The organism is Paraburkholderia nodosa DSM 21604, assembly GCF_000519185.1.
GTDB lineage: Bacteria > Pseudomonadota > Gammaproteobacteria > Burkholderiales > Burkholderiaceae > Paraburkholderia > Paraburkholderia nodosa.
Map to the genome: position 1 here is coordinate 161,517 of NZ_JAFA01000007.1, position 22,716 is coordinate 184,232.

General features: G+C 62.3%; 17 protein-coding genes. 11 read left to right on the forward strand and 6 right to left on the reverse strand.

Translation table 11 applies throughout. From position 1 onward, the window contains the following. Positions 1 to 66: 66 nt before the first annotated feature. On the forward strand, positions 67 to 3,846 hold the full coding sequence (gene putA, locus A3CW_RS0112375) for a bifunctional proline dehydrogenase/L-glutamate gamma-semialdehyde dehydrogenase PutA (RefSeq protein ID WP_028203858.1): 3,780 nt from the start codon (positions 67 to 69) through the stop codon (positions 3,844 to 3,846). Positions 3,847 to 3,911: 65 nt separating this feature from the next. Beyond that, positions 3,912 to 4,868 (forward strand): Ldh family oxidoreductase, encoded by a 957-nt coding sequence (locus A3CW_RS0112380; RefSeq protein ID WP_028203859.1) that lies wholly within the window; start codon positions 3,912 to 3,914, stop codon positions 4,866 to 4,868. A 74-nt stretch (positions 4,869 to 4,942) separates the two neighbouring features. On the opposite strand, the gene A3CW_RS0112385 is transcribed toward A3CW_RS0112380, so the two are convergent. After that, a complete protein-coding gene (locus A3CW_RS0112385; protein WP_245623618.1) occupies positions 4,943 to 5,962 on the reverse strand; it encodes a polyamine ABC transporter substrate-binding protein in 1,020 nt (339 codons plus the stop codon). 260 nt (positions 5,963 to 6,222) lie between these two features. Between A3CW_RS0112385 and hutG the strand changes: the two genes are divergently transcribed. Further along, positions 6,223 to 7,020, forward strand: a complete 798-nt coding sequence (hutG, locus tag A3CW_RS0112390; RefSeq protein WP_035512855.1) for an N-formylglutamate deformylase — start codon at positions 6,223 to 6,225, stop codon at positions 7,018 to 7,020. A 129-nt stretch (positions 7,021 to 7,149) separates the two neighbouring features. Here the strand turns inward: hutG and A3CW_RS0112395 are convergent, their stop codons facing one another. The 4 genes from A3CW_RS0112395 to A3CW_RS0112410 are packed head-to-tail and all read right to left on the reverse strand — an operon-like array spanning position 7,150 to position 10,641. Then, a complete protein-coding gene (locus A3CW_RS0112395; RefSeq protein WP_028203862.1) occupies positions 7,150 to 8,079 on the reverse strand; it encodes an electron transfer flavoprotein subunit alpha/FixB family protein in 930 nt (309 codons plus the stop codon). Then, entirely contained in the window at positions 8,080 to 8,829 is a 750-nt protein-coding gene (locus tag A3CW_RS0112400; protein WP_028203863.1) for an electron transfer flavoprotein subunit beta/FixA family protein, read from the reverse strand. A 20-nt stretch (positions 8,830 to 8,849) separates the two neighbouring features. Continuing rightward, positions 8,850 to 9,443 (reverse strand): HutD/Ves family protein, encoded by a 594-nt coding sequence (locus A3CW_RS0112405; RefSeq protein WP_028203864.1) that lies wholly within the window; start codon positions 9,441 to 9,443, stop codon positions 8,850 to 8,852. Between the two features lie 10 nt (positions 9,444 to 9,453). Beyond that, positions 9,454 to 10,641: an NAD(P)/FAD-dependent oxidoreductase gene (locus A3CW_RS0112410; RefSeq protein WP_028203865.1), complete on the reverse strand. Its 1,188-nt coding sequence runs from the start codon at positions 10,639 to 10,641 to the stop codon at positions 9,454 to 9,456. Positions 10,642 to 10,947: 306 nt separating this feature from the next. Between A3CW_RS0112410 and A3CW_RS0112415 the strand changes: the two genes are divergently transcribed. The 3 genes from A3CW_RS0112415 (at position 10,948) to A3CW_RS0112425 (ending at position 15,318) form a co-directional block, all read left to right on the forward strand. After that, a complete protein-coding gene (locus A3CW_RS0112415; protein WP_028203866.1) occupies positions 10,948 to 12,621 on the forward strand; it encodes an electron transfer flavoprotein-ubiquinone oxidoreductase in 1,674 nt (557 codons plus the stop codon). Between the two features lie 462 nt (positions 12,622 to 13,083). Further along, positions 13,084 to 14,160, forward strand: a complete 1,077-nt coding sequence (locus A3CW_RS0112420) for an ABC transporter substrate-binding protein (RefSeq protein WP_035512858.1) — start codon at positions 13,084 to 13,086, stop codon at positions 14,158 to 14,160. Between the two features lie 105 nt (positions 14,161 to 14,265). Beyond that, positions 14,266 to 15,318, forward strand: coding sequence for a proline racemase family protein (locus A3CW_RS0112425; RefSeq protein ID WP_028203868.1), 1,053 nt, complete (start codon positions 14,266 to 14,268; stop codon positions 15,316 to 15,318). A 78-nt stretch (positions 15,319 to 15,396) separates the two neighbouring features. On the opposite strand, the gene A3CW_RS0112430 is transcribed toward A3CW_RS0112425, so the two are convergent. Continuing rightward, positions 15,397 to 16,323 (reverse strand): LysR substrate-binding domain-containing protein, encoded by a 927-nt coding sequence (locus tag A3CW_RS0112430; RefSeq protein ID WP_028203869.1) that lies wholly within the window; start codon positions 16,321 to 16,323, stop codon positions 15,397 to 15,399. Positions 16,324 to 16,591: 268 nt separating this feature from the next. On the opposite strand from A3CW_RS0112430, the gene A3CW_RS0112435 reads away from it, so the two are divergent. The 5 genes from A3CW_RS0112435 to A3CW_RS0112455 all read left to right on the forward strand — a co-directional run bounded on the left by A3CW_RS0112435 (position 16,592) and on the right by A3CW_RS0112455 (position 22,699). Then, entirely contained in the window at positions 16,592 to 17,851 is a 1,260-nt protein-coding gene (locus A3CW_RS0112435) for an aromatic ring-hydroxylating oxygenase subunit alpha (protein WP_028203870.1), read from the forward strand. A 7-nt stretch (positions 17,852 to 17,858) separates the two neighbouring features. Further along, the gene (locus A3CW_RS0112440; RefSeq protein ID WP_028203871.1) at positions 17,859 to 19,004 is read left to right on the forward strand and encodes a hybrid-cluster NAD(P)-dependent oxidoreductase; all 1,146 of its coding nucleotides are present in this window, start codon (positions 17,859 to 17,861) and stop codon (positions 19,002 to 19,004) included. 565 nt (positions 19,005 to 19,569) lie between these two features. After that, entirely contained in the window at positions 19,570 to 20,859 is a 1,290-nt protein-coding gene (locus tag A3CW_RS0112445) for a quaternary amine ABC transporter ATP-binding protein (RefSeq protein WP_028203872.1), read from the forward strand. Beyond that, entirely contained in the window at positions 20,856 to 21,737 is an 882-nt protein-coding gene (locus A3CW_RS0112450) for an ABC transporter permease (protein ID WP_028203873.1), read from the forward strand. Before A3CW_RS0112445 ends, A3CW_RS0112450 begins: the two co-directional genes overlap by 4 nt. Before the next feature lie 80 nt (positions 21,738 to 21,817). Then, positions 21,818 to 22,699 (forward strand): glycine betaine ABC transporter substrate-binding protein, encoded by an 882-nt coding sequence (locus tag A3CW_RS0112455; RefSeq protein WP_028203874.1) that lies wholly within the window; start codon positions 21,818 to 21,820, stop codon positions 22,697 to 22,699. Positions 22,700 to 22,716 lie beyond the last annotated feature (17 nt).

Below are 22,716 nucleotides of genomic sequence, written 5' to 3' on the forward strand. Positions count from 1 at the left end.
CACCGTCCGTTCAAACCCGCTGCTAGTAATTCGTCATCCGAAGCACCCATACCAGGTCATCAAATCATGCTGTCAGAAGTGAAAGTCACGCAAACTGGCACGACGAACCTTTCCGTCCTGCGCCAACGCATTGCCGAGGCTTCGACGCTCCCCGAGGAGGCGGTGGTCCAGACGCTCATGCGCCGCGCGCAAATGGATGCTTCCACGCTGGCAAAAGCGCAGGAACTCGCTGCGCGCCTGGCACAAGGGGTGCGCGACGCGCGCATCGACGCGGGCGGCGTCGATCTGCTCACGCAGGAGTTTTCGCTGGACAGCCGCGAAGGCATTGCGCTCATGTGTCTCGCGGAGGCCATGCTGCGCATTCCCGACACGGACACGCGCAACCAGCTCATTCGCGACAAGATCGTCGACGCCGACTGGCGAGCGCACGTCGGCAAGTCGCCTTCGATGTTCGTCAATGCGACGGCCTGGGGTTTGCTCGTCACGGGAAAAGTGCTGAAGCAGCCCGATGAAAACGCGCTCGCCGAAGCGCTGACACGCGTCGTGCGCAAGGGAGGCGAGGCCGTGGTTCGCGCGGGTGTTGCGTACGCGATGCGCATGCTCGGCAAGCAGTTCGTGACCGGCCAGACTATCGAAGAGGCAATCGGCGCGGCGAAGGGGCGCGAGAGCGGCGGCTACCGCTACTCGTACGACATGCTGGGCGAGGCCGCGCTCACCGACGAAGATGCGCAGGCCTATTTCGAGTCGTACCGGCACGCCATCGAGGCGATCGGCAAGGACGCACAAGGCCGAGGTCCGATTGACGGGCCGGGCGTTTCCGTGAAGATTTCCGGGCTCCATCCGCGCTACGAACTCACGCAGCGCGAAAGGGTGCTCGCGGAACTCTACCCGCGTTTGCTCGAACTGGCGCAACTGGCGAAGAAGTACGGCATCGGTTTTCACCTGGACCAGGAAGAGTCCGCACGCTTCGAACTGACGCTGGAGATGCTCGAATTGCTCTGCAACGATCCTTCGCTGCGTGGCTGGAACGGCATCGGTATTTCGCTGCAGGCCTACCAGAAGCGCGGTCACGCAGTCGCGGACTGGATCGTTGCACTCGCTCGCTCGACCGGCCGCCGCATCAATATTCGTCTGGTCAAAGGCGCGTACTGGGACACGGAAATCAAGCTCGCGCAGGACGCGGGCGCGCAGGGCTACCCGGTCTTCACCCGGAAAGTGCATTCGGACGTGAGCTACATCGCGTGCGCCAAGGCGTTGCTCGATGCGCCGGACGCCATCTTTCCGCAATTCGCATCGCACAACGCCTTCACGATTGCGGCGGTGCATACGCTCGCAGGCAGCCAGGACTATGAGTTTCAGTGTCTGCACGGCATGGGCGAAACGGTTTACGACCAGGTGGTCGGCAAGACGAAACTGGGCCGGCCCTGCCGCATTTATGCGCCGGTTGGCCCGCATGCAACGCTGCTCGCGTATCTCGTGCGCCGCCTGCTCGAAAATGGCGCGAACTCGTCGTTCGTGAACCAGATCGTCGATCCGGCCGTGAGCATCGCCGATATCGTCGAAGACCCGGTTGCGAAGGCCGCGCGCACGCATGGCAAACCGCACGCGGGTATCGCGAGTCCGGTCGACGTACTCCCCGGGCGAGTGAATGCGGCAGCCATTTCGTACGGCAATTCCGCGGCATTCGACGCCGCCGTGAGTGCCATTCGCACGAACCGTATTTCCGCACAATCGCTGGTAGCCCAGCTGGAGGCGGGTAGCGGCGAGATCGAATCCGCTTCGACGCATCTCGTCTACAGCGCGGGCGATACGACCGAAGTCGTCGGCAGCGTTTCGTTCTGCCGCGCGTCCACGGTTGCGCGGGCCATCGCCGCAGCAAAAGGCGCGTCCACTAACTGGGCGCATTCCACTGTCAATCAGCGCGCCGACATGCTCGACAGGATGTCCGCCGAACTGGAAGCGTCGAGCACGCACCTGGGCGCGCTGCTCGTTCTGGAGAACGGCGCGACGCTCGCTGAGGCCGCAGAAGAAGTCCGCACCGCGGTCAATCTGTGCCGGCTCTATGCGCTGCAGGTCAAGGCAGACGCGCGACTGCGCTCGCGTACCGGCCTCGGCGTCGTGGCGAGCGTGACGCCGGTCTCGTCACCGCTCGCGACGTTTGTCGGGCATGTTGCGGCATTGCTTGCCGCGGGCAACGTCGTCGTCGCGAAGCCTTCCTCGAAGGCCTCACTCGTTGTCTACGAGGCGGTGCGCGCCTTCTATCGCAGCGGCCTGCCCAGGGACGTGCTCCAGTTGCTCCTCGGCGCGGGTGCGGTGGTGGGCCGCGAGTTGCTGATGTCTGAAGAGGTGGCGGGCGTTCTGTTTGCTGGATCGGTGGAGTCGGCGAGAGCGGCCGCCGTGCTGCTCGCAAAGCACTCGCGTCAGCCTAAGTTCCTCTCACAGGTGGGTAGCGTCAACGCGATGATCGTGGACAGCTCGGCGCTGCCCGAGCAGGTGATCTCCGACGCCACGGTTTCCGCATTCCGTTGCGCCGGGCAAAGCGCTTCGTCGCTGCGGCTGCTCTGTCTGCAAGATTCGACGGCGGAGAAAGTGCTGAAAATGCTCAAAGGCATGCTCAGCGAACGCAACACGGGCAATCCGCTGTTCGTCGGGACGGATATCGGACCGCTCGCGACGCGCGAGGCGAAGGATCGCACCGAAGCTTATATCGAGCAGATGCGCCGGCTCGGCTACACAGTCGTTCGCGGGAAAGTCTCTGCGGAGCCGGCAAAGGGCAACTTCGTCGCTCCGGCCATTATCGACATACGCGATTTGGGCGCGCTCGCTACGATCAACGCAAGGATTTCCGGCCCGGTGCTCCATGTCGTCCGGTACAAGACCGGTGAGATGGACGCATTGCTGGCAGCCCTGAATGCTGTTGGCTGTGGTGTGCAGGGCCTGCATACGCGAATCAACGAGGCGGCCGGAAAGCTGCTGTCGGCCTCGAAAGCCAACAGCGTGTGTGTGAACCGTGCGATGCATGGCACGGTGCCCGGCATGCAGCCGTTCGGCGGCGTGGGCGCCTGCGGGACCGGACCGATGCTCGGCGGGCCCCTTACGCTGTACGCGCTCTGCGCGTCGCCGGCGCCGGCTTTCAACGCCGAGGCAGGCCCCTTCGCACAAACGGCTCGCGCGGTCAGCGAAAAGTTCTTCGAATTTCCGGTCGAGTCTGCGGGCGGAAAGCTCAAGAGCCGCGCGGGGGAAATGGCCAGGGCGAAGCGGTCCGGCCTCGATCACGTGAACGCACTGTTCGCGCTCGCGGCGGCGCGGAGCACCGATTCCGGTCAGCGCGCGGCGCTCGCAAAGTGCAAACAGAGCCTCGATGAACGGGTGGGCCGCACCACGACACTCAGCTTGCCGGCGCTGACCGGCGAAGAGAACACGGTAGAACTTCTGCCGCGAGGTCAGGTGCTGTGTACCGGCGAAACGCCCGCTGTCGTGCTTGAGCAGGCGATGGCTGCCAGCGCATTCGGCAATACAGTGCTGCTGTTCAGGTCCTCGGTGTCGGACGACATGGCTCGGGTTCTGGGTGCTGCGTGCCGCGTAGTCGACGCGACCGAGGTTGCGGCGCTGATCAGAGGCGAAGTCGTTGGCGTGAAGCCAGATGCCGTCATGGTGGCGGCGAACCACCCCGCGCTTTCGGACCTTCGCATGGCGGCGGCAGCGTCGATGACGACGCTGGTTCAGCCAGGCGCGGACGGGCAGTACGACTGGACGCAGCTCGTGCGTGAGCGTGTCACGACCGTCAACGCGAGCGCCGCGGGTGGCAACACGCAACTGATGGTATTGAGCGAAGACGCGGTGTAGATTGCGCCTGTGGGCATACGCTACACGTTCTGCATGTTCCGTCACATCAACCGAAGGAAGCGACAGTGCGCCTTGAAACTCAGGAAGCCCACGATATCGCCCGGCACGCGGCCATTCGAGCCGGCGCGAGCGATGAAGTCGCCGATGCACTGGCGAAAGCGGTCGTATCGGCCGAATGGGCCGGCAGTCGTGCGGTGGGGTTCGCCCACCTGTTCGACTATCTCGATGGCTTCGTGAAGGGACGCATCGCGAAAGACGCTCGACCCGAGGTGACGTTTCCCGCCCCAGCCGCCATCGCGATCGACGCGAAACGTGGCATCGCCCAGCTCGGATTCGATCTGGCATTCGATGAACTCGTGCGCCGCGCGAAGGACTTTGGCGTAACGGTGCTGCTTCAGTCGAACAGCTTCACGGTTGGCGAACTCGGCTATTACACGCGCCGTCTGGCCGAAGCAGGACTCGTTGCCATCGCAACGACAAATGCTACGGCGCAGATGACGACGCTGGAAAGCCGCAAGGCAGTCTACGGCACCAACCCTTTGTCATTTGCGGCGCCCCGCGCGGGCGCGAAGCCGTTTGTCATTGACCAGGCGTCGAGCGCAACGGCCTTCGTGAACATCCGCGAGGCGGCGGCGCGGGGCGACTCTATCCCCGAGGGCTGGGCCGTCGATGCGCAAGGCCATCCCACGACTGACGCGCGCGAAGCGGTCAAGGGACTCTTGCTGGCGTTTGGCGGGGCGCGCGGCGCCAACATTGCGATGATGCTGGAATTCCTCGTGGCGGGGCTGGCCGGCAGCAACTGGTCGATGGACGCGCCGAATTTTGCCGAAGGCAGCGAGTCTCCCGGCGTTGGCCTGTTCGTGCTGGCCATCAAGCCGGAACTCGTCGTGGAGGACTTCACCGCGCGCCTGGCGTCGCAAATCGAGCGGCTGGCCGCGCAAGGCGTACGGATTCCCGGCAGTCACCTGAACATCACCGAGATCGACGTGCCGGATACGGTGCTCAAAAGGCTCGCGGATTAACGGCCGCTATCATCGACAAGCGCCTGCCTCACCGAAGCTTCGGGAGGCAGGCGCTTTTTGCATCGACTATGACTTCAGTTCTGACCAAGCCAGACAGCGAAGCGTTGGTTCAGATCGTCGGTGTGGTCCGCCCAGAAGGCGACATCGGAGTCGACCGCGCCTTTCTGGTTGACAGGGGCGCTCGGAAGGTAGGGCAGCAGCTTCGGCGGGACCATCGAGATCGACGATTTGCGAGTCGGACCGTAAGCGGTGAGCGGCGCGAGTTTCGACAGCACGTCGGGTTGCGTGGCATAGCGCACGAAGTCCTGTGCGGCTTTCAGGTTCTTCGTGCCCTTCACGATGGCATAGCCCTCCAGGTATTTGACCTGGCCGTCCCAGATAAAGCCGAACGGCTTCTTGTCGTCGGCGATTGCGCTGTAGATGCGGCCGTTGTACGCGCTGCTCATCGTGACTTCGCCGTCAGCGAGCAGTTGCGCCGGCTGTGCGCCGGTCTCCCACCAGACGATGGACGACTTGATCGTGTCGAGCTTCTTGAACGCGCGGTCGACGCCAGCACGCGTGACGAGCACCTTGTAGACGTCGGCCGGCGCCACGCCATCGGCAAGCAGGGCCCATTCCAGCGCGCCTTCCGGCGACTTGCGCAAGCCGCGCTTGCCGGGGAATTTCTTGAGGTCGAAGAAGTCGGCAATCTTCGCCGGCTCGTGGCCCTTGTACTTGTCGGTGTTGTAGGCAATGAGCGAGGACCAGACGATGTTGCCGGCCATGCAACTGGACACGGCGCCCGGCACATAGTCCTTCGCAGCGGGCGTGCCGTCCGGCGCGGGGGCGAGCGACGCGGGATCGAGCTTTTCGAGCAGGCCTTCGTCGCATGCGCGGGTCACGTCGGAGAGTTGAAGGTCGACCACGTCCCACGTGACGTTTTTCGTTTCGACCTGGCTGCGAATCTGGGCGATGCCGCCATTGTACGAATCGTTTTTGACCTGAATGCCCTGGGCGGCGGTGAAGGGCGCGACGGCGGTCTTGTCTTGCGCGCCCTGGTACGAACCGCCCCAGGAGACGAAGGTGATTTGCGCGGCAGCCGCGGAGGCGCTCATCACGCTACATGCCAGCAGCATTCCAACGTTGATTGATGTTTTCACTTTTTGTACCCGACTAGAGAGTTGAGGAGGTCCCGATCGCACCGTGACGCTACGGTGAAGACTGACCTGGACAAAATCCACTGCAGCCAGGATCAAGCCCTCTTATGACGAGATTCACGGCGGTTGATATTCGGGCCGCAGCCGGGACGATTCACTATGTTCGGGAGACGGGCCGATCGAGTCGGCCGGCGAATCTTTGAATCAGGAGACGGAAATTGAATACCGCGGTATATGAATTCCATGAAGGCACGCTTCCGTTGCTGGTCTCCATTCCGCATCTGGGAACTGGCATTCCGGACGAGGCGCGTGCGCAGTTGACAGAGATTGCCGGTGCGGTAGCCGACACGGACTGGCATCTGGATACGTTGTACGACTTTGCGCGCCGTGCCGGTGCATCGGTGCTCGGGGCCAGCATTTCCCGGTATGTGATCGACCTGAATCGTCCCTCTACGGGGGAAAGTCTCTATCCCGGGCAGACGACAACGGGCCTTTGCCCCACGGAGACGTTTCGCGGAGAGCCGCTCTACTGCAACGGCGTTGGCCCATCGGAAGCCGACAAGGCGCAGCGGCTCGCACGCTACTGGCGGCCGTACCACGACAAGCTGCAGGCGGAACTGGAGCGCCTGCGGGCCATCCACGGCCGCGTGCTGCTGTGGGAGGCGCACTCGATTGCGAGCGTCTTGCCGCGCCTCTTCGAGGGCAAATTGCCCGATTTGAATCTGGGCACGAATTCGGGGCGCAGCTGCGACCCGCGCATCATGGAAGCGGTAACGGCGCGACTCGCCGGCCAGCCTTTTACGTGGGTGCACAACGGACGCTTCAAGGGCGGCTTCATCACGCGCGAATACGGGCGGCCCGAGCACGGCGTGCATGCGATTCAACTGGAGATGTGCCAGTCGACGTACATGAACGAAGCGGCGCCGTTCGAATACCGGCCTGACCTGGCGGCGAAGGTGAAGCCCGTCGTGCAGGGGATGGTCGATGCGGCGCTCGGGGCGCTCGAGAATCTGTAGTGCTCACGCCTGTCTCGTCGTCAAACAAACGCAAACACAAAAAATCCGCCATGGCGCGATCTCTCGCGCGAGGCGGCAAGGTCCTGCTGAGAAGCCGATCTCCGTTGAGCGAGCCGGCGCCTGGCGGCCCTAGAGCGCTTTCACCAGCTCCGGCACGGCGTTGAAGAGGTCGCCAACGAGGCCATAGTCGGCCACGCCGAAAATGGGCGCTTCGGCATCCTTATTGATGGCGACAATGACTTTCGAGTCCTTCATGCCTGCGAGGTGCTGGATGGCTCCGGATATTCCCACGGCGACGTAAAGTTCCGGCGCCACGATCTTGCCGGTCTGACCGACTTGCAGGTCGTTGGCCGCGAAGCCGGAATCCACGGCGGCGCGCGAAGCGCCGATGGCGGCGCCCAGCTTTTCCGCGAGCGGATCGAGGATCGCGAAGTTCTCGGCGCTGCCAAGGCCGCGGCCGCCCGAAACCACCACGCGCGCGGACGTGAGGTCAGGGCGATCGCTCGTGGCGATCTCGCGGCGGATGAACCGCGACAGACCCGTGTCGGCAACGGCGGGCGCCTCCACGACTTCCGCGTTGCCGCCGGACGTTGCGGCAGCGTCGAACGCCGTCGTGCGAATCGTGGCGACTTTTACGGCGTCTGCCGATTGCACCGTGGCGATGGCGTTGCCCGCGTAGATGGGACGCTGGAACGTATCGGCGGCGTCGATCGCGATGACGTCGGAAATCTGCGCGGAATCCAGCTTGGCGGCAATGCGCGGCGCGGCGTTCTTGCCCGCTGCCGTTGCCGGGAAGAGGACGTGCGAATAGTCTTTGGCGAGCGCCACGATCTGGGCCGCGATGTTCTCAGCCAGTGCGTCGGCGAAATGCGGCGCGTCGACGAATATGACTTTGTCCACGCCCGCGACCTTGCTGGCTGCATCGGCTACGGCGCGCGCGCCGCTGCCCGCGACGAGCACGTGCACGCCATTGGCAAGCTGTTGCGCGGCGCTGATGGTGTGAAGCGTGGCAGCCTTGAGCTGCGCGTTGTCATGTTCGGCAATAACAAGCGTCGTCATTTAGATTACCTTCGCATCGTGTTTGAGTTTCTCGACGAGCGCCGCGACGTCCGGCACCGTCACGCCCGCCTTGCGCGCGGCGGGCTCGACCACCTTGAGCGTCTTGAGCCGCGGCGACGGGTCGACTCCCAGCGAATCCGGCGTAGCGGTTTCCAGCGGCTTCTTTTTGGCCTTCATGATGCTCGGCAGCGTCACGTAGCGTGGTTCGTTCAGGCGCAGATCGGTCGTGATGATGGCCGGCAACGGCAAGGCGATCACTTCGAGGCCGCCGTCGACTTCGCGCGTCACGGTGGCCGTCGAGCCTTCGATTTCGATGTGGCTGGCGAAGGTCGCCTGCGGCCAGTCGAGGAGCGCCGCGAGCAACTGGCCGGTCTGGCCGGCATCGTCGTCGATCGCCTGTTTGCCGAGGATCACCAGTTGCGGTTGTTCTTTTGCGATGACCGCCTTGAGGAGCTTCGCGACCGCGAGCGGTTGCAGCTCGGCGTCCGTCTCGACCAGCACGCCGCGATCGGCGCCGATGGCGAGTGCGGTACGCAGCGTTTCCTGGCTCTGGGCAACGCCGCAGGAAACGGCGATCACTTCGCTGGCCTGGCCCGCTTCCTTCAGCCGTGTTGCGGCTTCCGTCGCGATTTCGTCGAACGGGTTCATCGACATCTTCACGTTGCCGATGTCGACGCCCGAGTGGTCGGACTTCACGCGCACCTTCACGTTGTAGTCGACAACACGTTTCACTGCGGTAATCACTTTCATCTCATCTTCCTCAGATTCAATCATTCGTGCGTGCTGGCGGGCTCGATGGTCACGAGCACAGGAAGCCTGGTGCGCATCGACTCGCCAATGGCGGGAGCGACTGGCGAGAACTGCATGGCGCGATCCAGACGTTCGGCGATCAGAAACTGGCCCGCTTCGAGATTGCCCGCTGCATGACCTTCGCCCGCGCGCCAGGCGCATCCGGCATGAAGCGCAACGACGGCGACCGCACAACCTGGCAATACGCTGACCGGCTCGGCAATGGCCCTGATGCTCGCGCGGTAACGGCTCCTGGCGGTCATGACGTTGAGTGCAGTCACCGGGCCGTCGATGAGCGTCGCTTGCCAGTCCAGGCCGCCGTCGTATTCACCAGCTACGCACGGCTCGAGCGTCACGGCCGAATTCGTCTCGCGCAGCATGACGCCGGCGCCGCGCAGCACGAACGACAGCCGATCGATGCCCTCGAATCGCGAATAGGGCCCATCGCGTTCCACCTCGGCGAGACTGATGCGCCAATGGGACCCGCCCGATGCAATCGTCCGCGTGAGCCCGCCGCCGTTGCGCCAACGCTCCACGGGCAGCGAATCGAGCGAACGGACTTCGAATGCAGACATATCCGGCGCCTCAGGACACCGCGCCGAGGCCGTATTTGCCCGTGAGCAGTTCGCCCGTTTCGAAGCGTTCGATCGAATACGGCTTGAGCGAAATGTCGGTCGGCAGGCCCAGCGCTTCCTGCGCGAGCACGCGGCCCACCGTGGGCGAGAGCTTGAAGCCGTGGCCTGAGAAGCCATAGCCCACCACCAGTCCTTCGATGCCCGGCAATTTCCCCAGCACGGGGTTCCAGTCGGGGGTCACGTCGTACACACCGGTCCACGAGGAGGCAATGCCCGCGGTCTCGTACTCGGGGAAGCGTTCGGCGACCTGTGCGCCGACTTCGACGACGTAATCCATCGGGATATCGCCCTGCTCGGTTTCCGTCGTGTTCAGCTTCTCGCCGACCACGCCTTCGCTCACGAGCATCTGGTTGCCGCCGTAGCTTCGGTAGTACAGCATGCCGGTGGAGGCGAGGTCCTTGAAGACCGGCATGTTGAAGGTGTATTTGGCGGCGTCGCACTCCAGCGCCAGCACGGCATGGCGTTCCGGCATGATGGGCAGCGCGCGGCCGGTCCAGCCGGAAAGTTCCGGAGTCCAGATGTTTTGCGTGCTGATGACCATCGAAGTCGCGAAGTCGCCAATACTCGTCGAAACGCCGACGACCTTGTTGCCTTCGAGCAGAATCTTGTTCACCGAGGCGTTCTCGCGAATCGTCACGCCGCCGCGGCGCGCGGCGCGAGAGAAGCTCGTTGCCACCAGGTACGCGTCGGCGAAACCGGCTTCCGGCTCGTAGCCGATCAGCGCGGCGTCGTCGAATCGCGCGATGGGCAGCAGCTCTTTCGCTTGCTGCGCGCTGAGCAGTTCGAGCGGAATGCCTTGCGCCTTTTGCTGATTGAGCGACGCTCGCAGCGGCTCGAGCTTGTCGCCTTCGCTCGCCACGATCATGTAGCCGCACTTCACGAGGCCGCACGAGGCCTCTTCATCGCCCAGATAGTTGGCGAAGTCGTTGAAGACGTCCCACGATTTGCGCGCAAGCTCCACGTTCTCCTTCACGGAGTAGTGCGTGCGGAGAATGCCCGATGACTGCGAGGTCGTTCCGGCCCCAATCGTTCCACGGTCGAGCACCAGAACGTTCTTCGCGCCGAGCTTCGAAAGCTGGAACGCTACCGAACTGCCGATTACTCCCGCGCCAATCACCACCACATCGTATGAGTTCACGATTCCGCTTCCTTCGTTGGTCAAGTCGTGGACACAGTGTGACGGCGACGAATCGACGGAATGCCAATATAAGAGCGGGCGATCTTTAGCAAAAGCGAGCATCGGCACCGAAGCGCAGCCGCGGTCGGGCGAGCCGTTGCGCGCGGCGAATGCAACGCCTCGTTGTGTGGAGCATAAGCAGGCGTTATCTCACCGGGGCGCGAATTTTTTCGGTCTTACGATGCGCTGCACGTGACGCATTCCCGCGTCGCAGCGTCTCGCGGCCGCCTCGCCAAGGTTGCCCGTTGCCCGCATACGGTTATCGACATGAATACACAGTCTCTCGTTGAGCAGTACGGTCCGCGCGAATCCATGGAGTTTGACGTCGTCATCGTTGGCGGCGGTCCAGCGGGCTTGTCGGCGGCGATTCGCCTGAAGCAGCTCGCCCAGGAGCAAGGCAGGGACGTGAGCGTCTGCGTGCTGGAGAAAGGCTCCGGGATTGGGGCGCATATTCTTTCGGGCGCGGTCATGGACCCCAGGGCGCTCACCGAACTCATTCCCGACTGGAAGGCGCAGGGCGCGCCGTTGAACGTCGAGGTGACTGAGGATCGCTTTCTCTTTCTCTCCGAGCAGGGCGCGCGAAGCGTTCCCAACTGGCTGCTGCCCGACAACTTCAGGAACCACCGCAACTATATTGTGAGCCTCGGCAATGTCACCCGGTGGCTGGGCCAGCAGGCCGAATCGCTGGGCGTGGAAGTATTCGCGGGTTTTCCGGCGGCCGAAGTGCTTTATGGCGAGCGCGGCGAAGTACGTGGCGTCGCCACCGCAAACATGGGCATCGGCAAAGACGGTAAGCCGGGCGACGCGTTCCAGCCCGGCATGGAGCTGCGTGCGAAATACACGCTCTTTGCCGAGGGCGCGCGCGGCCACCTGGGCCGGCAGCTCATGGAACGCTTCGAGTTGCGCAGAGGGGCCGATCCGCAGGTCTATGGGCTAGGCATCAAGGAGCTTTGGGAAATCGACCCGAAGCGCCATCAGCCCGGCCTGGTGATTCATACGGCTGGTTGGCCACTCGAGCGCGATACCTATGGCGGGTCGTTCCTTTATCACCTCGATAACAACCAGGTCGTGGTTGGCTTCGTGGTCGGCCTTGGTTACACGAATCCTTACTTGTCTCCGTTCGAGGAATTCCAGCGCTACAAGACGCACCCCGAGATCCGCAAATTTCTCGAAGGCGGCAAGCGCCTGTCTTACGGTGCGCGCGCCATTACGGCAGGCGGGTTGATGTCATTGCCCAAGCTGGTGTTTCCGGGCGGCGGACTGATTGGATGCGAGGCCGGCTTCCTGAACGTCTCGCGTATCAAGGGAAGCCACGCGGCCATTGCGACCGGCAAGATGGCGGCCGAAGCGGTCTTCGGCGCCGTGTGCGGCGGCCGCCAGAACGATGTCCTGATTGAATACCCGGAAGCCTTCGAACGCTCGTGGCTCAGAGACGAATTGCACCGCGCCCGCAATTTCAAGCAATGGATGAGCAAGGGCTTGTACACGGGCACGCTGATGGTTGGCATCGAGCAAAAGCTATTGGGCGGCCGGGTGCCCTGGACGCTGCATCACAAGCACGCGGACCATCAGACCTTGCGCCCGGCGAACCAATGCAAGGAAATTGTCTATCCGAAACCGGACGGCAAGCTGACATTCGACCGGCTCTCCTCGGTGTTCCTCTCGAATACGAATCACGAGGAAAACCAGCCGGCGCACCTCACCTTGAAGGACGCGTCTGTGCCAGTGCGGCTCAATCTGGCGGTCTATGGTGGACCGGAGTCGCGCTTCTGTCCTGCGGGCGTCTATGAGTTCACGAGCGACGCCTCTCGCGGCAGCCAGCTGGTGATCAACGCGCAAAACTGCGTGCACTGCAAGACCTGCGATATCAAGGACCCTGCGCAAAACATCGTCTGGGTGACGCCGGAAGGAGGCGGCGGCCCCAACTACCCGAATATGTAGCCGCGAGCCGGGCCGGGGCGTGTTCATAAGGGGCGGTGATGCTTAATATAATCGACCTGAACGTATGTTCAATCCGGCGGTCGGCCAGGCATCGTGATTTTCCCTGGGTTATCGGTGAAATCGCCGAAAAACGTAAAAATTGCGCGTTGCGCACAAATTTGACGCGCTACTATGCCGTCTAACCGCTCGCTTTGCTTGACCTGATGTTGAACCGATGTTCAGTGTTGGTGCAGGGAAAATCCGGGTTCGCACACGGATTGTGAGTCGAGTCTGTCCCTTGCGGACGACGGACAGATGCAAGGACGGGCAACAACGATCGGATGGGGAGCACGGTTATTCAATTAGTAAGGATCGCGAAATGATCGGTTTTTAGTACCTGGTTGTGTCGCACGAGATGTTTTCTTAAACCTGAAAGCGATTGACGCGGAGTGCGTCATTTGATGTCGTCAAGGAGTGGATGGAATGGAACTGCACAAGACGTTGACCCCGAAGATTGTGGCTCTTGCTGCAGTCGCCACGATCAGTACGGCCGCCTCTGCAAGCAACCTCATGTTCGCCAGCTGGGGCGGGTCCTATCAGGACACCCAGGTGACGACGGCAGCGAAGCCGTTCGCCGCGAAGACCGGAACGAACGTCCAGGTCGACACGTACAACGGCGGCATCGCCCAGATCCGCAGCCAGGTTCAAACGAAGAACGTCACGTGGGACGTGGTGGACATGCAGTTGGCCGACGCGGCGCGCGCCTGCGATGAGGGCCTTCTCGAGAAGGTGAATCCCGCTTCGCTGCCTGCGGGAAAAACGGGGACTCCCGCGAAATCCGACTTCCTGCCGGGCGGCTTGTCGGACTGCATGGTCGGCAATGTCGCGTGGTCGACCATGATCACCTACAACAAAGACGCGTTCAAAGGCACCGCGCCGACCACGATCTCGGACTTCTTCGACCTCAAGCGCTTCCCAGGCAAGCGCGGGCTCAGGAAGTCGCCTGAAGGCGCACTGGAATGGGCGTTGCTCGCCGACGGCGTGAAACCCGCCGACGTGTACAAGGTGCTCGCGACTTCGGCAGGCGTGGACCGCGCGTTCAAGAAGCTCGACACCATCAAGCCTTCTATCGTGTGGTGGGAAGCGGGCGCGCAGCCGCCGCAACTGCTCGCCGACCGCGAAGTGACGATGACGAGTGCGTACCCGAACCGCATCTGGGTGGCCGTCGAGCAGGACAAAAAGCCCTTTGGCTTTCTTTGGGACGGCGAGGTCAAGAACATCGAGGGCTACGCGATCGTCAAGGGCACGAAGAACCTGCAGGCCGCCGAAGACTTCGTGAAGTTCGCCACGTCGACGGAACAGCTTGCGAAGCTCTCGACCGATACGGCGCTCGGGCCGATGCGCAAATCGTCGATTCCGCTGATCAATCCCGCTGTTACGCCCTATCTGCCGACGAATCCGGCGAACACGAAGGACGCCGTCGATGTCGACGTCAACTTCTGGGCCGACCACGGCGACGATCTGAACCAGAAGTTCGCGGTCTGGCTCGGCAGCAAGTAAATCAACCGAATGCCTCCACCCGTTGCACTTTCGACGCAGGATGTCGAAAGTGCAACTATTCATTTGTGAGCGGGACGACACCTCGCGCATGCTCTAGAGAGAACCATGACCTTCAAGCGCACCTTTCATGCTGTTGAAACTCACGCCGGCGAACCCATGCGGGTGATTACCGGCGGCGTGCCGCATATTCCGGGCAATACGGTGTACGAGCAGATGAAGTGGCTCCGGGAGAACGACGACCAGATCCGCAAGCTCATGCTGCGCGAGCCGCGCGGCTATCCTCCGCTTTGCTGCAATCTGATCGTTCCGGCCAAACATCCGGACGCCGCGGCGGGATACATCATCATGGAGCAAGTCGAGTATCCGGTGATGAGCGGCGGCAATACGATCTCCGTTGCCACGGTCCTGCTCGAAACCGGCATGCTGCCGATGCAGGAACCCGTTACCGAATTTCAGCTCGAAGCGCCGGCGGGGTTGATCGGTATCCGCGCAGAATGCGCGAACGGCAAGGTCACGCAGGTGACCTTCAGGAACGTTCCGGCCTTCGCGCCCTACGTCGATACCGTGATCGAGGTGCCTCATCTTGGCAAGGTCACAGTCGACGTGGGTTGGGGCGGCATGTTCTATGTCATCGCCGACGTGCGGCAATTCACGGGGCTCGAACTCATTCCGGAGCACGGCCGCGAAATCACGCGCATTTCGTCGCTCATTCTCAAAGCCGCACAGGAGCAGTTGCCGGTTAAGCATCCTCACTATCCCGGCTACGGCATTACCGTCGCCCAACTCTCCGGCCCGACCACCAACCCCAACGCGGACTGGAAGAATGCGGTTACGGTAGCCAGTGGCGAGATCGATTTCGATAATCCCGCCACCTGGACCGGCGCGATCGATCGTTGCCCGTGTGGCACGGGCACGTCCGCGAAAATGGCGACACTGTTTGCCAAGGGGCAGCTGGATCTGAATCAGCCGTTCCGTCACGAGGGCATACTCGGCACCGTCTTTACGGGGCGCCTCGTGGAGCAGGTCGCGATCGACGAAATCAAGGCCGTCGTGCCGACCATTTCCGGGCGTTCGTGGATCTATGGATACAACACCTATGTCCTCGACCCGGACGATCCGTTCGTCAACGGCTTTACGGTAGGCGATATCTGGGCCTGACCGCTTGAGCAGAATGCCCTGCGCGGGTGGAGGTGCACCCGTCGCAGGGCTCTCGTGCTGGCGGCGTGGCGCGTCTGGTCAGCGCTGCGTCGGATCCCCTCGCAGCCACTCGATAAGCTGCGTGATGACCGGTGTAATGGTCCGGCCGTGAGGCACCACCACGAAATAGGCGTCGCTGGGCCGGAACGTCGCGAGGTCGATGCGGACCAGGTCTCCCGATCGCAGCAGGTCGTCGACCAGTCTGTTCCAGCCGAGTGCGATTCCCTGTCCATATCGCACGGCTTGAATGGCGTCCGTGTAGAGGCTGCACCGTAGCACCTTGTTCAGGCGCGCGGGCCGGTACCCGACGGCGCGAAACCATTCGTTCCAGCCCATCCAGCCTTCGGACGTGGCATCCGACTCCACGAGCGCCATCTTCGCCAGGTCGTCGAGCGAGCGAGGCGCGCCGTATTCCTCCAGGAACGCCGGCGAGCATACGGGGAAGACTTCAACATCGAACAACAAGGTCGAAGTCCCGTCCGGCCAGCTGCCGTCCCCGTAGCGCACGGCGACGTCGACCTCGACATGCCGAAGGTCGGCCGTAAACATGTCGGTCGACAACCGCAGCTGCAAAGGGGGATCGAGCTTCTTCAGCTTCGCGAGCCGCGGCAGGAGCCGGAACTGCGAAAACGCAGCCGTCGAAGCCAGCACCAGTTCTCTTTGCTCGGTTCCGGTCACCAGTCGATCGAACACGCCTGCGATCTTCTGCATCGACTCGGCGACGACCACGTATAGCGCTTCGCCTTCACTCGTCAGATCAATTGAGCGATGCAGGCGGTGAAAGAGCTGCACGCCGAGCGTTTCTTCGAGGAACCGCACCTGTCGGCTCACCGCGGACTGCGTGACCCCCAGTTCGCTTGCCGCGTAGGTGAAACTCCCAAGGCGCGCCACGGCCTCGAACTCGACAAGGGCGGTCAGCGAGGGAACGATCCGACGATAGCCTTTCGTTGCTTTGGTAGTTTTCATCCGCTTTCAAATCTGTCGACGGGTAAGGCAAGTGGGTTTGTGCCTGCATTGACGACCATCTTTTTCCGGGGAAACCCTGACCTGGCATTCCCTGCTGGTCGGCCCGCGGGGCCCGTTTTGGGCACCGCATTCCGGGCGCATTTTCGCATGATTTAAACGAATGTGAAGCAGCTTATAAAGCGCGTTGACGGTGCGTTTTGACGGTCCAATACTTCACGCCATATCAGTGTTCCGAACGCTACGCAACGTTCTCATCCAGAGGCCAACCATGTCTGAAGTTCATATTCAAACGCACCGCGAACTCATCGATAGCCGCAAGAAAGGACACGGCATGCCGGGTGAATTGTTCGGGCGTCAGGACGTGTTCGAAACGGACGTCGAGGTGTTCTTTCACAAGCTCTGGATCCTGGTTGGCGTGACGGCCGACGTGCCGGAACCGGGCGATGTCCACACGGTGGATATCGGCCGTGCGTCGATCATCATCGTGCGCGACGACGACGAGAACGTGCGGGCGTATCGAAACGTTTGCCGTCATCGTGGCTCGCGCATCATGAAGAAGGCCGGCAAGGCGAGCGTCGGGATGCTCGTGTGTCCGTACCATCAGTGGACCTACGATCTGGACGGCAGCCTCAAGCATTCGACGCATATGGGCAAGGACTTCGACGCAGGCTGCCACAGCCTGATTCCGGTTCATGTGAAGACGGTGGGCGCGCATATTTTCGTGTGCCTCGCCGACGAACCGCCTGCGGACTTCGAGAAGCTCGAGACCGTGATGGCGCCGCGCTTCGCGCCGTACGACCTGACGCGTACGAAGATCGCCCATGAACTGGAGATCGTCGAAAACGGCAACTGGAAGCTCGTGATGGAAAACAACCGTGAGTGCTACCACTGCGCGGGCACGCATCCGGAGTTGACGATTTCATTTCTTGCGGAAGACTTCGGCTTTTGTCCGGACGGCCAGAGCGAAGAATCGCTGCAGGCCTACGACGACTACCTGAAGCGCAACTCGGCATGCCAGGAGAACTGGGAAAAGGACGGTTATCTCTGCGGCGCGGTTGAAGCGCTCGACGAGAGCGTGGAGACCAACTTCCGCACTCAGCGGCTCGTCATCTCGGGCGCAAACGAATCGCAGACGCTGGACACGAAAGTGGCCTGCACGAAGCTGCTGGGTGGCGTCGGGCGCCGCGATCTCGGCGACGTCCACATGTGGGGCCATCATTCGTGGACTCACGTGATGAGCGACCATGCCGTGATCGCCTATAGCCTGCCCCTCGCGCCGGACAAGACGCTCGTGCGTACAGTCTGGCTGGTCCATGCGGACGCGGTGGAAGGCGTGGACTACGACCTGAAGAAGCTCACCGAAGTGTGGGTCGCGACGACGACCCAGGACGCGGACCTCGTCGGCAATACGCACGCGGGAACGCAGGATCCCGCCTATATTCCGGGGCCTTTCTCGAACTTCACCGAGGCAGCGCTGGACCAGTTTTCGCGCTGGTACGACGCGAAGCTGAAGGCGCACGGAGTGTGAGGTCGCCATGAACGTAGCCGTGGATTCATGTTTCATCGGACAGGGTCAGGAAATGCTTGATCGCTTTTGCAGTGCGAGCACGTGGGAACGCGCTGACGCGCAGTGGCCAAACCACGAGCAGCGCACGCTGACGTGCATGCGTGTGTGCGCCGAGACGCACGACGTGCGGACCTTCGTGTTCAGCACGCGGGAGGGCCACTTCAGTTTCGAGCCGGGGCAGTTCATTACCGTGTCCGCCGAAATCGACGGTCGAGCGGTCAGCCGTTGCTACACGATCTCCTCGCCGCCCACGCGTCCCTATACGCTGTCCATTACGGTCAAGCGCACGCCGGGCGGCGTCATGTCCAACTGGCTGCACGAGAACATGAGGGAAGGCGTCGAGTTGCAGGCCTTCGGGCCGTCGGGGGTCTTCACGCCGTCTTCGGGACCAGCTGCAAAGAGTCTCTATCTTTCGGCGGGATCGGGCGTGACGCCGTTGATGTCCATGACGCGCGCGGCGCTCGACCTGGGACTGAACCGCGACATCGTGTTCATTCATAGCGCAAGAACGCCGGAAGACATCATCTTTCGCAACGAGCTATCGAACTTGTGCGCGCTCTCGGACAAATTGCGCGTGGTCCACGTTTGCGAGGCGCCCGGGAGCGAACCGGCCTGGTCGGGGCCCGTGGGGCGCCTCAGCCTGGATCTGTTGATGGAGCATGTGCCGGACTACCGCGAGCGCGAAGTGTTCATCTGCGGACCGGGTGGTTATATGGACGCTTCCAGAAAGATGCTCGCGGATGGCGGCCACGATCCATCCCGCTACCATCAGGAAAGCTTCAACTTCGCGGAGACCGTGGAGTGTGCTGAAGCGCCAGTCGCTGAGGCCAGCGCCGCACCGGCCGCGCAGGCCGGCTTTACGGTGCAGCTGGCGCGCTCGGGCCGCTCGTTCACGATGGACGCCTCGCAGACCGTGCTCGTCGCCGCGCGTAAGGCCGGTGTGCCCTTGCCATCGTCATGCAGCCAGGGCATATGCGGCACCTGCAAGACGAAGGTGCTCGAAGGCTCCGTGGACATGAAGCACAACGGTGGCATCCGTCCGCGCGAAATCGAGAAGGGGATGCGCTTGATGTGTTGCAGCCGCCCGACTTCAAACCTGGTACTCGATTTGTAGCAAGCAGGACGACTGCAGTCTGAATGGCTTCGGCAGCCGTTCAGCCTGAATTGAAATGCCCCAATGCCCCGTCGTGGCCCGCAATGCGTTGCGTGGCGCGCCGGGGCATTTCTATTTTGTCGTCTGAGCTTTCGCCTCGCAGTTTCCTGCATTTTCCTGGTAGTTTCCCTGACTCAATCCCCCCCAGGACTTTCCCTTGTTCGGTACGGCGCGCGCCGTTTCCCGTTCATTGGCCAAACGCGGCCATTCCCGCCACTCGACTGCCCGCAAAGCCGCAACCTATATAGGGTCCACGCGCCTCTCGCCTATTCGCTAAACGTTTCATTGCTCACCTGGCGCCTCGCACGCATTACCAAAGGTATGGGAAAGGGCCGAAAAAATGTAGCTGGAGCGCGCAATTTGGATTGCTACGCTGCAATCACTGCATCAACGGCCGCGCCAGAACCGAAACCGCCGAAGTATTGGATTCGAAGCCGGGATGCTAGCTGAATCGCCACGCTAGAACTTCAGGTCGTACCGGAGTTCGCCAGCGCCAATTTTTTGAACCAGCCAGTTGGGATGACAAATGGCCCCTCATCTGACGTTCGCACCGGGCGACGCGTTGCCGCCAGGCGCAATCAACACAGCGGGTACGCCTTCGGTGGCCCGGCCCATTGCCATATCAGGAACCGACATCCTGACGGTCAAGAACCTGTCGAAGATCTTCGGCCCGAAGCCCGAGGTCGCCGCACAACTGGTCAAGCAAGGCCTGGGACGCGACGAGATCTTCAAGCGCACCGGCAACATGGTGGCGGTCAACGACGTCAGCCTCAACGTGAAGGCCGGCGAGATCTTCGTCATCATGGGACTCTCGGGTTCCGGCAAGTCGACGCTCGTACGGCTGCTCAATCGCCTGATCGAGCCGACGTCCGGCCAGGTCGTTCTCGAAGGGCGCGACATTGCGCCGATGTCCACGCCCGAACTGCGGGAAGTGCGCCGCAAGAAGATGGCGATGGTGTTCCAGTCGTTTGCGCTGCTGCCGAACCGCTCGGTGCTCGACAACATCTCGTATGGCCTGGAAGTCGCGGGCATGAAGAAGTCCGAGCGCTATGAAATCGCACGGGCAGCGCTTACGCGCGTGGGACTCGGCTCATACGAAAAGCTTCTGCCCAGCGAACTCTCGGGCGGCATGCAGCAGCGGGTCGGTCTTGCGCGCGCCCTGGCGGTCAATCCTGCCGTGCTGCTGATGGATGAAGCCTTCTCGGCGCTCGATCCGCTGATCCGCTTCGAAATGCAGAGCGAACTGCTGCGGCTCCAGAAGGAGGAGCAGCGGACCATCGTCTTCATTTCGCACGATATCGAAGAGGCCATCAAGATCGGCGGCCGTATCGGCATCATGAAGGACGGCTGCCTGATTCAGGTCGGCACACCGGCCGAACTGATCCAGTCTCCGGCGGACGACTACGTGCGGGACTTTTTCCGTCACGTCGACGTTTCGCGTTTCCTCAAGGCTGAGAGCCTGCTGACCCGCGTCGAGCGCGGACTGATTTCCGGCGACGTCGGCGCGCCCGCCGAGCGCTACCTCAATCAACTGATCGATAGCGGCGCCGAGTGCGGTTACGTGTGCGATCAAGCCGGCCGCTACCAGGGCTGCGTCACGCCCGCGTCGCTGCACAAGGCGGGTGCCCAACCCCTGCGCGACGCGTTGCTCAAGGACTTGAGCACGGTCTCGCTGGACACCGATCTGCACGAACTCTCCGCGATCGCACTGAGCCAGCAACACGACGTGCCGGTGACGGACGCGGCAGGCAAGCTCGCGGGCGTCGTGTCGTGCCGAACGATACTCAAACAGGTTATGGAGCGGAGGGCAGCATGAATTCGTCAGTCATCGGCAAGTTCGCAGAGAACGCCGTCAATTTTCTTTTCAATCACTTTCAGGGCGGATTCAACGCGTTTTCCGCGGCGTTGGGCGCAGTCGTCAAGCTGCTCGAAGACGGCCTCGGGGCGATTCCCTTCGTCGCGATGCTCGTCTTTCTCGTGGCGTTCGCATTGTGGCGCCGTGGGATCGCCTTCGCGGTGTTCGTCGGCATCGCGCTGCTGCTCATTCACTACATGGGGCTGTGGCCGCAAACGGTCGCGACGCTCGCCCTTGTCGTCGCCGCGACGGTGTTCAGCCTCATCGTCGGCGTGCCGCTCGGCATCTGGGGGGCGCGCAACAAGCGGGTCGAACTGATTCTGCGCTCGCTGCTCGATTTCATGCAGACCATGCCGGCGTTCGTTTATCTGATTCCCGCCGTGATCCTGTTTGGCCTCGGCCGCGTGCCTGCCGTGATCGCGACCGTCGTGTTCGCCATGCCGCCCGTGGTGCGGCTCACGACGCTCGGCATCCGCCAGGTCCGCGAGGAATTGCTGGAAGCGGGCCGCTCGTTCGGCAGCACCGACGCGCAGCTGCTCTGGAAAATCCAGTTGCCGAATGCATTGCCGTCCATCATGGCCGGCGTGAACCAGACCATCATGATGTCGCTTTCGATGGTCGTGATCGCCTCGATGATCGGCGCGGGCGGCCTCGGCGAGTATGTGTTGAGCGGCATCCAGCGGCTTGACATCGGCATTGGCTTCGAAGGTGGCCTCGGCGTTGTGCTGCTGGCCATCGTGCTGGACCGCCTGACGGAGACGTTCGGCGTGAAGTCGAAGAAGAGGAGACCCGTCACGAAAGTGGGCAAGGCTGGCACCACCGAAGCGGCGCATAGCTGACTAGCCGGATGCCTGCCTGAAATCACAGGCAGGTCATCCGTGACGAACAGGTAGTTTCAATATAAATCCGGAGTACTAACATGCTTAGCGATATTTTCAAATCATTCATGACGAAGGTTGCGCTATCGGCGGTCGTCGCCATGAGTGTCGGCGTCGGGTCTGCCGTGGCGGCGGAACCGATCAAGCTGGCGATCACCGACTGGGCCGACGTTCTCGCCACGGCCAACGTCGCCAAATACGTGCTCGAAACGAAACTGAATCAGCCGGTCAAGTTCGTCAATGCGGACATCGGCATTCAGTTCCAGGGCGTGGCGCGCGGCGACCTCGACATCATGGTGGGCGGCTGGCTGCCGGTGACGCACGCCGTGTACTACGCGAAGTACAAGAACGATCTGGATGATGTCGGCGTGATCTACACGGGCGGCCGAAACGGCTGGGCCGTGCCCGCCTACGTGCCGGAGTCCCAAGTGTCGTCGATTTCGGACCTGAACAAGCCGGACGTCAAGAGCAAGCTCGACGGCACGATTCAGGGCATTGGTCCGGGTTCCGGCCTGATGCAGGCGTCCGAGAAGTCGGTTCAGGCTTACAACCTGAACGGCTACAACCTGCAGTCGTCGAGCGAAGCCGGGATGCTCGCCGCCGTGTCGCGCGCGTATCAAACGAAGCAGTGGGTCGTCGCCACGGTCTGGAGCCCGCACTGGCTCTGGCAGAAATGGCAGATGCGCTATCTGAAGGACCCCAAGGGCACGCTGGGCGGCGAAGAACAGGTCCACGCGTTCGCGTCCAAACAGTTCGCCACCAAGTTTCCCCGCGCCGATGTGTTCTTCAAGCACTTCAAGCTGACGCTGGCTGACGTCGAAGCCATCGAACTCGAAGGCAACAGCACGAACGACTATGCGACCGCCGCGAAGAAGTTCGTCGACGCGCACCCGGACAAGCTGAAAGCCTGGCTGCAGCAGTAACCAGCAGGTTCGTATTC